Genomic DNA, 12,855 nt, shown 5'->3' with positions numbered 1-12,855 from the left:
GTTAACCAGTTTGGTTGACCAAATATATGGATATTTGTTTATTAAACAAGTAAATGTTAATAATTTTAACTTGTAACTGTGTTATTTTAACTTTTAAACTATTAGTTAATCAACTACAAATACGTAATACAATTTAAAGTTGATAATTAAATTATAAACTAAATTTATATTTCAACTAAATCTTTTTTTTAATATTCACCATAATCAAATGAAAAACCTTATCAGATTATAAAAGTTTTTAATTTGCTACTCTTTAAATTTAATTATATTTGAATTAGTATTCATCAAAAAAATGATAAAAATGCATTACAAGAACACGCTATTTCTTTTGTTATTATTTATTTTTGGAACAGTTTATTCTCAGGATATTGCTTCTTCAAATGAAAATTATTTTTCGAACAAAACAACTGCAACAACTGAAAATTTACAACTTAATGGAGATTATCAAAAAAAATGGAGTTTTGGAGGAAGTGTTGGTTTATCGTTTTGGAATAATGGCACCGATATTCTTATTGCTCCAAAAGCCTTTTACAATATTTCACCAATTGTTATTACTGGTGTTGGATTGACTTATATTTATTCAGATTATAAAACAAGTTTTTATACTTATAAATCAAATTCTTACGGTGGAAGTATATTTTTTGCAGCAAGACCTATTGAATTTATTCAAATTTCAGCTGAATACGAAGGCTTACAAACCAGTAGACGAGGAAATTTTGACGAAGATTACTGGAATAACTCTATATATTTAGGACTTTCATTTGTTTCAGGACCAGTATCTTTTGGAGTGAGATATGATGTATTATTTGACAGCGATAGGAGCCCTTACAGTTCTGCGATAAACCCTGTGATAGGTTTTTATTTTTAATAAATACTTTTTTTAAATTATTTGCTTAATTGTTAATTTAGGAGTTTAATTAAGTTTCAATTATTATAATTGATTTTATTTAAATATCTTTGAATTTTAAAATTGGTTTACCAGTTTGGTAAACCAAGAAGAATTTTCCTAAATTTACACAAAATGACAAATAAAAAATTTACTTTACTAGTGTTATTTCTTTTATTTCAAATACTAGTTACAGCACAAGCTACTTCAACTACAGTATCTAATATTATTGAATTTGATGCTGCAATTAAAAAAGCAGTTCCAGGCTCTAAAATTATTTTAAAAAATGGTATTTGGAAAGATGTTCATTTAAAAGCAAATGGTATTGGAACAAAAGAAGCTCCTATTTTAATTACAGCAGAAACTGATGGTGAAGTTATTATTACCGGAGATTCAAGATTAAATATTTCAGGAAAATATGTAATTATAAAAGGACTTTGGTTTAAGGATGGAACACCAACTACAAAATATTTAGTTGAATTTAGAAAAGATTCAAAAGATTTTGCCTATAACTGTCGCTTAACTAATTGTACTGTTTCATATTACAATCCATCTGACCCAAGCATAGAGAGCCATTGGATAGATTTATGGGGTAAAAACAACCGGGTTGATCATAATAATTTCACAGGCAAAGAAAACGGAGGAACAACGCTAGTTGTTTGGCTAAAAGGGCAAGAACATACAGAGAACAACCACCGAATTGATCATAATTTTTTTGGAAACAGACCTGAATTAGGAGCAAACGGAGGTGAAACTATTAGAATTGGTACGAGTACAAATTCTTTGAAATCTTCAAAAACGCTTGTTGAGTATAATACATTTAAACATTGCAATGGTGAAATAGAAATTATCTCAAATAAATCTTGTGACAATATATTCAGAAATAATTTATTTCTTGAAAGTGAAGGAACTTTAACACTAAGGCACGGAAATAATGCTTTGGTAGAAAACAATGTGTTTATTGGAAATAATCTTCAAAAGGCAGGTGGTATTAGAGTTATAAATGCTGGTCATACCATTCAAAACAACCTACTAATAAATGTTGTAGGAGATGATTATAGAGGCCCTATTGTTGTAATGAATGGTGTTCCTAACTCACCTTTAAACAGGTATAACCAAGTTAAAAACGTTACTATTCAAAATAACACACTCATTAACTGTAGCGCCGTTCAATTTGGGGCAGGAAAAGATGATGAAAAAACACTTCCTGCAATAAATACCATATTTGCCAACAACTTAATTACAAATACAAATGGTGGACAAATTATAAACGAACAAGATGAAATTAAAGGAATTCAGTTTTTTGGAAACATTGTTGACTCTGAAGCTACTGTAAACCCTAACCTATTTACAAAAGCAACCATTGATTGGCAAGTTCTTAAAAATTTACCAATGCCATCAGCAACAAACGAACTATTAAAAACAGCCAAAAAAACTGCTAAAAGTCCTAAATTTGATATGGCTAATTCAAAAAGAGAAACATTTGTAGCTGGTGCATTTAATTTAAACAATACCGTTTACCCTTCGGTTTTATTAGCTAGGACAGGCCCATTTTGGAATCCAATAATTGAAGAAAGAAAACCAAGTGTTGTTGAAAACACCAATATATTTGTTGAACCTGGGACTGAAACTATTAGTAAAGCACTTAAAAAGGCTGGTTTAAAAGGAACTTTAATATTAAGTCCAGGTACTTATACTCTTGAAAAAACAATGAAAATCAGCGGAGAAATAACTATTAAAGGGGATAACGAAAAGGGAGAAATTATTATTAAATCTGCCGATGATTTACAAAAATCACTTACCTACTTGTTTAGAGTAAATGAAGGAGCTACAGCTAAACTAGAAAATTTAACTTTAGACGGTGAAAGTAGCAGCACCACAATTAAATACGCTGTTGTGTCTCCTGATAAAAATTTAGCAGGTAAATACAACTTATATGTAAACAATTGTACTTTTCAAAATTTCTCAAATAAAGACGGAGGAGCTGTGTTTAAAGCCTATGTAGGAACTTTGGCCGATACAATTAGTATTAAAAATTCAATTATTCAAGACAGTTATAGAGGTTTAAACCTTTCGTATGAAAAAGGACCTTATGGAAAATACAATGCCGAAACTATTGTATTATACAATAGCGTATTTAAAAATATTGAAGAATTTGCTGTTAATTATATTAGATCTGGAATAAACCCTGTAACTAAAGGTGGAGAATTAATTGTTGATCAATGTGTGTTTAGTAAGGTTTACAATACTGAAAAAGGGTACATTTTAAAAACTAAAGCTATTAATTTTGTTACTATTAAAAATACTGTTTTTGAAAATAGCTACAAAGTTATAACTCCAGTAAGCTTAAGCGGCAGCAATAATAGTATAGATAACTCACTTGTTTTTAACTCTGGCTCAATAAAAGTAACTAATAAAGCTAAAAAAGGAACTGTTACTTATAAAAATCCTAAGTGGGAAGATCATCAACTATTTTTACCAAGCCCTAAATCTCACCTTCTTAAAGAAAATAATAAGGTTGGAAGAATTGGACTTATAACTCCTTTAAAAAATTAAATTTTAAACACATATTTATAAAAAAAGCATAGTTAATTAACTATGCTTTTTTATAATTCAAACTCCTTATCATCAGCTTCTTCACTCCATAAAGGCAATGTAAATATAAATTCTGTACCGACATTTATTTCACTATTCACCCAAATTTTTCCACCGTGCTTTTCTACAAAATCTTTACATAATATGAGGCCTAAACCTGAACCCTGCTCATTTGCTGTACCAATATTTGTATTTTTAACTTCAATATTAAAAACATTTTCAATATCCTCATTAGAAATCCCAACTCCATTATCAGTTATTGAAATTTCAACCATATCATTTTGAACTTTTGAAAGCACCCTTATTTCACCCTTTGGGTTTGTAAATTTTATAGCATTTGAAATTAAATTCCTAAGAATGGTATTTAACATATTCTCATCAGCTTTTACCGAAAGATTATGATCTACATTATTATAAATTTCAATTTCTTTTTTTATTGCTTGAATTTCTAATAAGGAAGTTACATCCATTACTTGGCGTACCAACTCAATCTTTTTCGGAATATATGTCAAATTACCCGATTGTGAATTTGCCCAAATTAATAGATTATTTAACAGCATAGAAGCTTTAATTGTAGAGTCCTTAATAATTTTCAGAAACTTCAATTGTTTCTCTTCTTCATACTCTCCACTATTATCAATTAACAGTTCAGTAAAGCCTTTGATAGAATTGAATGGATTTTTTAAATCGTGTGCAATAATTGAAAAGAATTTATCTTTTGTTTTATTTAACTGATTTAAATAATCTCTTTGCTCCTGAATTTCATCATTCATTTTATTTATTTGAAAATTTCTAAATTCAAGTAAATTATAGGCTTTCTTTTTTGAAGTTTGTTGATGAATTAACAGCACTAGTAAAAATGCAAACACAACAATTGCTATAATCAAGAAATATGAAATTTTCTTTTCATTTTTGTACTTTAATTGTGCTATCTCATTTTTAGATGATAAATCTGATATGGTATAATATGTTTCCTCTAATTTATTTAGAGCATTAAATAGTTGCACTTTTTTATCTTTATCATAACTATAAAGACTGTCTTTAACAACATCATGTTGCTTATATACTTTCAATGCTTCAGTAGTTTCACCAATTGCTTCATAGGCATCAGCTAAAAATTTCAAATTATCCAATTCAAAATCGAGCTTTCCAATTTTTCTTGAAATATCTAAGCTTTTTTTTGCGTAAAAAATTGTTTGATTGTATTTTTTTTGCTTTTCGTAAAGATCGGCCATATTCAAATAAATAATAGCTATCAATTCTTGGTCTTTTATTTTAGTTGCAATATTTAAACCTTTTTGAAAATATACTTTAGCTTCATTAAAATTTGATAATTGAATATTACAATCTCCTAAATTATTGTAATTAGTAGCTATTCCATTTTGGTCATTCAATTCTTCTTCTAAAATAATTGATTGTTTGTAATAATCTATTCCCTCATCATACACACCTGAATCACAATAAACATTCCCTAAATTTGTGTAAGATGCAGCAATCCCCTCATTATCTCCCAATTTTTCATACAACGTTAATGCATCTTGAAAATATTTTTTTGCATTTTCATAATTTTCCTGATCGTAATACAAGTTACCAATATCTATAAAATTCATAGCCTTTCCTTCAGCATCGTCAATACTTTGATATATTTTTAAAGATTTTAAGTAATACTCAATAGCCTTATCTTCTGCATATAAGTTAATATAACAATAGCCTATATAATTATATAACCTAGCCATATTTTTATTATCATTTAGCTCAATATAAATGGCTAAACTACGCTCAAAATTAAGAATCGCTTTTTCAAAATTGTTTTCAATTTCAAAATTAAATCCTTCGTTATCTAAAATTTTTGCAAGTTGTTTTTTATATAAAATTGAATCGGCTAATAACAACGCATTTTTAAAGTAGTAGTTTGAAGAGTCTTTTTCTAAAGAAGAAAATGAATTAGATAATTTAACATTTAATGAGATTTTAATAGAATCGTTCGCCTCTGCACGTAATGCTTGTTTTAAATAAGAAATTGTTACTGTATTTTGACCATATAAAACTATAGACAAAAACAAAGTGAAAAGAAACGTTATTTTATTTTTCATTAAATATTATTTGGGGTCACTAAATAAACGTCTAACACTTGAAAATTAAACGATTAAAAAAACAAATTTACTATTATTTTATCAATAATTAAACAAGTATTTTTCACTTTAATTTTGGATTAATATCAAGTACTTGTTCATTAAAATATTTACTTAGAAATTCAGTGGTTAAATAGTCACGTCCCTTAATATCTAAGGAATTAAGCATATATAATGAATCTAATTTTAAAATTTTTTTAAAACAACTATAAGAAATAGGTTTATAACTATAATGCCAAGGTTCATATTTAAAACCTTTTCGATATCCATTTTTTGTATACACTAAATAAAATCCAAATTTTTCTGAATTTTCATCCATCCATTTTTTCAATTTCTCATAACAGCCTCCTTTAATGAAATTTTTTTCAACCAAATAATTTGTTGGTGTTTTTACTGAATTGTCAATTATGTCAATTTCTGTTCCCCAATGATGGCGAGAAGTTCCTGGTAATGTTGAAAATTCAATAATTTTATCTAATACTTTTTCAGGAGACATTCCTTCAGCTGTATATTTTTTGTATTTTCTATTCCAAATATTTTTTTGTGTTGAAAAACTTCTATACCCTGAAAGTATTTTTATAGAAATGCCGTCTTTTAAAGCAGCTTCTTCCATTTTTAAAAATGCTTTATATGCATCTGGATGTAATTTCACCTTAGTACCAAATAATTCTAAATCACCCCTACCTGTTAATGCCAAATTTGAATAATCACACTGTGCATAGGTGCATAACCCAGTTATAAGTAAAAAATAAAAAATATAATTTCTACAATTCATATTATTTCAACTCATTAAACATTAAATAATGAGACCCCACATATTTGATATCAAATAATTCTCCTGCAATTTTAAACCCTTGTTTTTTGTAAAAATCAACGGCAATAACACGAGCATTACACCACAAATAATCTATTTTCTGTGTTTTCAAAATTTCTATCGCTTTATCAACCATTAATTTACCAGCACCTAGGCCCTGAAAGCTTTCTAAAGTAGCCATACCTCTTAGTTGAAACTGATCTCCATAAAAATTATTGTTTGAAACTTTCATAAAGCTTGAAACAGCAATTAATTGGTTATTTTTAAAAGCTCCCAAATGAAAAGTCTCCTTTTCAAAATCTCCATTGAACTTATATGGTAACGGAATATCTTTTCTCAACACTTCAAAACGAATTGTATAAGTTTCTTCTGTAAGGATTTTTTTAACTTTTATCATTTAAATTGAGTGTAAAACTACTTGTTTTTAATTTTAAAAAATGGTTTTTTAAACCATTCGTAGGCTAATTTACTATTAAAATAGAAATTATTGAAATTAATTTAATTTAGAATACTACTTTTTAAAAAGGTTTAAATATCCCTAAATCTTATAACACATCAACTATTTTACGCTATTTCAAAAACACAAATTACTGGTTATGAAGCAACTGAAATAAATAATAATTAACCCCCATAAAACCCTTACCGTATTATAAAAACAACACACATGATAACAACTTTATTTTTATTTAAAAAAATTGAAAATTTATTAAAAAAACGTTTGCTAAACTGTAAAAGGGTTGTATATTTGCATCACCAATTGCGAGAGTAGCTCAGTTGGTAGAGCTTCAGCCTTCCAAGCTGACTGTCGCCGGTTCGAGCCCGGTCTCTCGCTCAAAAAAAAAGCCAAACATTTGTTTGGCTTTTTTTTTATTTATATGTTTTTTTTAAGATTTTCTATACTTACTTGTGATTTCAAAAACGTGTTCTAAAATACGTTGTTCAACCTCATCAAATTCTTCATTTTTACGTTTCATTACCAAATTTGCAGTTTGTTTAGCCTTGTTAATTTGGTAAGTTGTAATACCAGCTGCTCCACCCCAACTGAATGAAGGTACAAAGTTTCTTGGGAAATTACTGCCGTAAATATTTGAACTTACTCCTACAACAGTTCCTGTATTAAACATGGTATTTATGGCGCTTTTAGAATGGTCTCCCATAATTAATCCACAAAACTGCAATCCTGTCTTCGCAAAATTTTCTGTTTCATAATTCCATAGGCGAACCTGCTCGTAATTATTTTTTAAGTTAGAATTATTAGTGTCAGCACCTAAATTACACCATTCACCTAGTACTGAATTACCTAAGTAACCTTCGTGACCTTTACTTGAAGATGCAAATAAAATAGAATTATTTACCTCTCCTCCTATTTTACATTTAGGACCCAATGTAGTTGCTCCGTAGACCTTAGAACCCATTTTAACCACAGCGTGTTCACACATAGCAAAAGGACCTCTAATAAGGCTTCCTTCCATTACTAAAGTATCTTTACCTATATAAATTGGACCTTCTGTTGCATTTAGTACCGAAAATAAGACTTGTGCACCTTCCTCAATAAAAATATTTTCTTTATTTAGGTATTGAACACCTTCAGGAATGGGTTCCGATTTTCTTCCATCAGTGATTAATTGAAAATCTGCTTTTAGGGCTTTGTCATTCAATGAAAATAAATCCCACGTATTTTTAATTTGAAGTAATTCAGCTTTAAATTCAATTTGTTCGTAGGTTTCAAAATCAACATCTTCTTGTTCTTCAGTAGTGTAAAAAGCAATTACTTCTTCATTTTGAAAAACAGCCTGATTTTCTTTTAAATTTTGAATAATTTCTACTAATTGTGTTGTAGGTAAAAATGAAGCATTTATCATTACATTTTGCTCCATTTCAACCATTGGATATTTTTCTTCTAAATATTCCTCAGTAAGTGTAGTTGTAGTGTAGCCTAAAAAAGTTTCCCATTTTTCTCTAATGGTTAAAATCCCTATTCTTAAGTCTGCTACAGGTCTGGTATATGTTAAAGGCAATAAAGAATCTCTAACTGTTCCATCAAATAAAATATAATTCATTTCGTAAATATTTTAAGCAAATGTACAGTAAGTTTTCACCTTTTCAAACGAAATAAACCACGGTATTTTATAAAATACTTTTTTTTCTAAAATAAGTATCAATTGTGTCTGCTGTATCAAAACAAGCGCTTACTGTGTTAATATCTGTACAGTAACGAGAATCAATAGTATGCCCTTTACAAGCTATTGCACTCATTTCAATGGTTTTAAAATCAGGATCAATATTTACACATTTTTCATATAAAGAAGCCATCGTATCTTCCATACTAATTTCAACATTATTTTTCAGCAAAAAACCTTTTAAATAATTTTCAATTGCAAATTGTGAATTTTTACAAACAGAAAAACCTAATAAATCTTCTGAAGGCTTCATTAATTCTTCTTTAGCCAATTCTAAATTTTTATCTGCCTCACTTAAAAATGCTTTTGACCTTGAATCTCCATCTATCATAGTTATATATTTTAAATAAAAGTGCCAAGTATACATAAAATACTTGGCACTTCAAAATTGTGATTAATTATAAATTTTTATAAAGCTCTAAACGCTCCCATTGAACATCAACTTGTTCTTGTGCTTGTTCTAACAACATTTTTGCTCGTTCTGCATCTTCTTTTACAACTCTAGTAAAACGAGTTTCAGAATACATAAACTCTTCTAATGGTGCTGAAGGTGCTTTAGAATCTAATTTAAATTTCTTTCCTTTAGGTGCTAATGGATTGAATCTAAATAATGGCCAGTAACCAGTTTCAATTGCTTTTTCTTGGTGTTGAGCTCCAAACTTCAAATCATAACCGTGATCTCCACAATGTGAGTATGCTATAATAATTGATGGCCCTGGATATGCAGCAGCTTCTTCAATTGCTTTTAATGTTTGCATATCTTTTGCTCCAATTGCAATTTGAGCTACATAAACATTACCATAAGATACTGCTTGTAAAGCTAAACTTTTCTTGTTACTTGCTTTACCATTCATTGCGAATTTAGCACTTGCTCCAAGTGGTGTTGCTTTAGAAGCCTGACCTCCTGTGTTAGAATAAATTTCAGTATCCATTACTAAAATATTAATATTCTCACCTGATGCTAATACGTGATCTACACCACCATAACCGATGTCGTAAGCCCAACCATCTCCACCAAAGATCCAAACAGCTTTTTTACGTAAATATTCAGATAAATTTCTTAATTTTTTAGATTCAAGAGTGTCTATTGATTCTAATTTTTCATTTAATTCAGCAATATGATCTAACTTCAATTCTTTTAAAGTTTCAGTCTCTTCTGTATTTGAAATAATATCATTTACTAAAGTACTTCCTACTTTATCTTCTAAACCTTTTAATAATACTGCAGCAATTTCTTGTTTTTTAGTTAACGCTAATTGCATACCTAAACCAAACTCTGCATTATCCTCAAATAAAGAGTTAGCCCAAGCTGGACCACGACCTTCTTTATTTGTTGTATAAGGTGTTGTAGGTAAATTACCACCATAAATTGAAGAACATCCTGTTGCGTTAGCAATCATAATGCTATCTCCGTATAATTGTGTAATTAATTTAATGTATGGTGTTTCACCACAACCTGAACAAGCTCCTGAGAATTCGAATAATGGCTCTAAGAATTGAGAACCTTTAACCGTACTTGTTTTAAGTAATTTTCTATCGTAATCAGGTAAGTCAATAAAGTAATCCCAGTTTGGAATCTCAACTGCTTCAACTTCTAATTTTTTATGTAAGTTAATTGCAAAAACACCTTCAACTTCTTTACTTTCTGCTGGACAAACTTGTACACAAAGATCACATCCAGTACAATCTTCTGGAGAAACTTGTAAAATATAGCTTTCAGTATCTTTATCAAACGGTCTACCTTTAGCTGGTACATATTTTAATCCTTCTGGTGCATTTTCTAATAAGTCGTTAGAAACTACTTTAGCTCTAATTGCTGCGTGAGGACAAATGTTAACACACTTGTTACATTGTGTACATCCTTCAGCATCATCCCAAGTTGGAACAGCATCTGCAATACCACGTTTTTCATATTGAGTTGTTCCTGTAGGGAATGTTCCATCAGCTGCAAAAGCACTTACAGGTAGAGAATCTCCATTACCTGATAAAATTGTTCCTAAAATTTCTTTTACAAAATCATCAGCATTCTCTGTCATCATAGGTAATAAACCTTCTTTATTTGTTGTATGACGAGGATACTCAACTTTTTGTAAGTTTTCTAATGATTTATCTACCGCATTAAAGTTCATTTGAACTACTGCATCTCCTTTTTTAGAGTAAGATTTTACAATTGCTTCTTTAATTTTCTTAATAGCTTCGTCTTTTGGAAGTACTCCAGAAATAGCAAAGAAACATGTTTGTAATACAGTGTTTGTACGTTTACCTAATTTAGCTTCTTGAGCTACTTTGGTTGCATCAATCACATAAAAATCGATATTGTTATCAATTATTTTTTGTTGCATTACACCTGGTAATTCAGTCCAAACTTTATATTTATCGTAAGGAGAGTTCAATAAGAATGTTCCTCCTTCTTTAATATGCCCTAATACATCGTATTTATTAATAAAGCTAAATTGATGACAAGCAATAAAGTTTGCTGTATTAATTAAGTATGAAGAATAAATTGGGTCTGGTCCAAAACGTAAGTGAGAAACTGTTTGAGCTCCCGCTTTTTTAGAATCATACACAAAATATCCTTGCACAAAATTATCTGTAGTTTCACCAATAATTTTAATTGAATTTTTATTTGCACCAACAGTACCATCAGAACCTAAACCGTAGAACATACAGTTAAATGTAGATTTTTTAGTTTGGAAATCTGGAGCATAAGGTAAACTCGTAAAAGTTACATCATCATTAATACCAATAGTAAAGTGATTTTTTGGAGAATTATTTTCTAGTTCATCAAAAATACCTTTTACCATTGTTGGAGTAAATTCTTTTGAAGAAAGACCATAACGACCACCAACAATAGTTGGCATACTTTCACCCATTTCAACGTACGATGTAACAACATCTAAGTATAACGGATCACCTGTACTTCCTGGCTCTTTTGTTCTATCTAAAACAGCTACTTTTTTAACTGTTTTTGGCATTTGCTCAATAAAGTTATGAACTGAGAATGGACGATATAAACGTACAAATAAAGCTCCTACTTTTTCTCCTTTTTCAACTAAAGTATCAATAGTTTCCATTACCGGCCCTTGACCAGATCCCATGATAACTATCACTTTTTCAGCTTCAGGATGACCTACATAGTAAAATAAGCTATATTTTCTTCCTGTGTGCTCATAAAATTCATCCATAGTATCTTGTACTATTTCAGGAACTGCTTCATAATATTTATTTGAAGCTTCACGCGCTTGGAAAAATACATCTGGATTTTGAGCAGTACCTCTTAATACTGGATTATCAGGATCTAATGAATTCTTTTTATGTTTCATTATTTCCTCTTCAGGCATCATTGCTTTTATAGTTTCGTCAGAAATAGCATCAATTTTAGAAATTTCGTGAGAAGTTCTAAAACCGTCAAAAATATTCATGACAGGAACTCTACTTTTTAAAGCAGCTACCTGAGAGATTAATGCAAAATCGTGTGCTTCTTGAACTGTTCCTCCAAATAACATTGAAAAACCTGTTTGACGAGCAGACATTACATCTGAATGGTCACCAAAAATTGATAACGCATGCGTTGCTAAAGTTCTTGCTGCAACATGTATTACAGTTGGTAGTAATTCACCAGCCATTTTATACATATTAGGTATCATTAATAATAAACCTTGTGATGCTGTAAATGTAGTTGTTAATGCTCCTCCTTGTAAAGACCCATGAACAGTACCTGCTGCACCGGCTTCACTTTGCATTTCAATAATTCTTGGAACATCGTTCCAAATGTTTTTTTGCCCTTTAGCACTATAAACATCAACATGCTCACCCATAGGTGAAGCAGGTGTAATTGGGTAAATAGCGCAGACTTCATTTGTTTTGTGTGCAACTATGGCTACTGCCTCATTAGCATCACAAATTAATTTCGTTTTTTCTGATTTCATTTTACGTTCTATTTATACTTAATAGTTTACAAAATCTTTACTAAAAAGAGAGAAACCTTGTAAACTATATAATTCGACTATTCGATTTAATATTGTAAAATTATACGTTTTATGTAAGAATTAGGATGATATATGTCAGCAAAAATAGACCGATTTTTATTTAGAAAGATTAAAAATAAATGAAATTAAAAATTGAAAACCAGATGGTTAACCTATCTGGTTAACCAATTAACTAATTCCATGTAACAATAATAACAAAACTTCAACCTTCTAATTTAACACAAAAAAAGGTTCTGTTTTGTTAAAAAACTATTTTTGA

The 12,855-nt window shown here is 29.4% G+C and carries 8 protein-coding genes and 1 tRNA gene; 3 read left to right on the top strand and 6 right to left on the bottom strand.

Translation table 11 applies throughout. The features are described from left to right. The first annotated feature begins 301 nt into the window (after nucleotides 1–301). On the top strand, nucleotides 302–868 hold the full coding sequence (locus CHB67_RS15355; protein ID WP_141119733.1) for an alpha-ketoglutarate decarboxylase: 567 nt from the start codon (nucleotides 302–304) through the stop codon (nucleotides 866–868). A 153-nt stretch (nucleotides 869–1,021) separates the two neighbouring features. After that, complete coding sequence (locus CHB67_RS15350) at nucleotides 1,022–3,442, top strand: polysaccharide lyase 6 family protein (RefSeq protein ID WP_089382679.1); 2,421 nt, start codon at nucleotides 1,022–1,024, stop codon at nucleotides 3,440–3,442. 50 nt (nucleotides 3,443–3,492) lie between these two features. Here the strand turns inward: CHB67_RS15350 and CHB67_RS15345 are convergent, their stop codons facing one another. The 3 genes from CHB67_RS15345 to CHB67_RS15335 form a co-directional block, all read right to left on the bottom strand. Beyond that, complete coding sequence (locus tag CHB67_RS15345; RefSeq protein WP_089382678.1) at nucleotides 3,493–5,574, bottom strand: tetratricopeptide repeat-containing sensor histidine kinase; 2,082 nt, start codon at nucleotides 5,572–5,574, stop codon at nucleotides 3,493–3,495. A gap of 103 nt (nucleotides 5,575–5,677) precedes the next feature. Continuing rightward, nucleotides 5,678–6,310, bottom strand: a complete 633-nt coding sequence (locus CHB67_RS15340; protein WP_245813573.1) for a M15 family metallopeptidase — start codon at nucleotides 6,308–6,310, stop codon at nucleotides 5,678–5,680. A gap of 79 nt (nucleotides 6,311–6,389) precedes the next feature. Continuing rightward, on the bottom strand, nucleotides 6,390–6,824 hold the full coding sequence (locus CHB67_RS15335) for a GNAT family N-acetyltransferase (RefSeq protein WP_089382676.1): 435 nt from the start codon (nucleotides 6,822–6,824) through the stop codon (nucleotides 6,390–6,392). A gap of 362 nt (nucleotides 6,825–7,186) precedes the next feature. On the opposite strand from CHB67_RS15335, the gene CHB67_RS15330 reads away from it, so the two are divergent. Beyond that, nucleotides 7,187–7,259 (top strand) — tRNA-Gly (locus CHB67_RS15330). Between the two features lie 52 nt (nucleotides 7,260–7,311). Here the strand turns inward: CHB67_RS15330 and CHB67_RS15325 are convergent. The 3 genes from CHB67_RS15325 to nifJ form a co-directional block, all read right to left on the bottom strand. After that, the gene (locus CHB67_RS15325) at nucleotides 7,312–8,487 is read right to left on the bottom strand and encodes a GlmU family protein (RefSeq protein WP_089382675.1); all 1,176 of its coding nucleotides are present in this window, start codon (nucleotides 8,485–8,487) and stop codon (nucleotides 7,312–7,314) included. 67 nt (nucleotides 8,488–8,554) lie between these two features. Beyond that, nucleotides 8,555–8,938, bottom strand: coding sequence for a HEPN domain-containing protein (locus CHB67_RS15320; protein ID WP_176461301.1), 384 nt, complete (start codon nucleotides 8,936–8,938; stop codon nucleotides 8,555–8,557). Nucleotides 8,939–9,005: 67 nt separating this feature from the next. Continuing rightward, entirely contained in the window at nucleotides 9,006–12,536 is a 3,531-nt protein-coding gene (nifJ, locus tag CHB67_RS15315) for a pyruvate:ferredoxin (flavodoxin) oxidoreductase (RefSeq protein WP_089382673.1), read from the bottom strand. Nucleotides 12,537–12,855 lie beyond the last annotated feature (319 nt).

It is taken from the genome of Lutibacter agarilyticus (assembly GCF_900188235.1).
Lineage (GTDB): Bacteria > Bacteroidota > Bacteroidia > Flavobacteriales > Flavobacteriaceae > Lutibacter > Lutibacter agarilyticus.
Note: the sequence above shows the minus strand (reverse complement) of the source record. Positions and strands in the feature narration are given on the sequence as shown.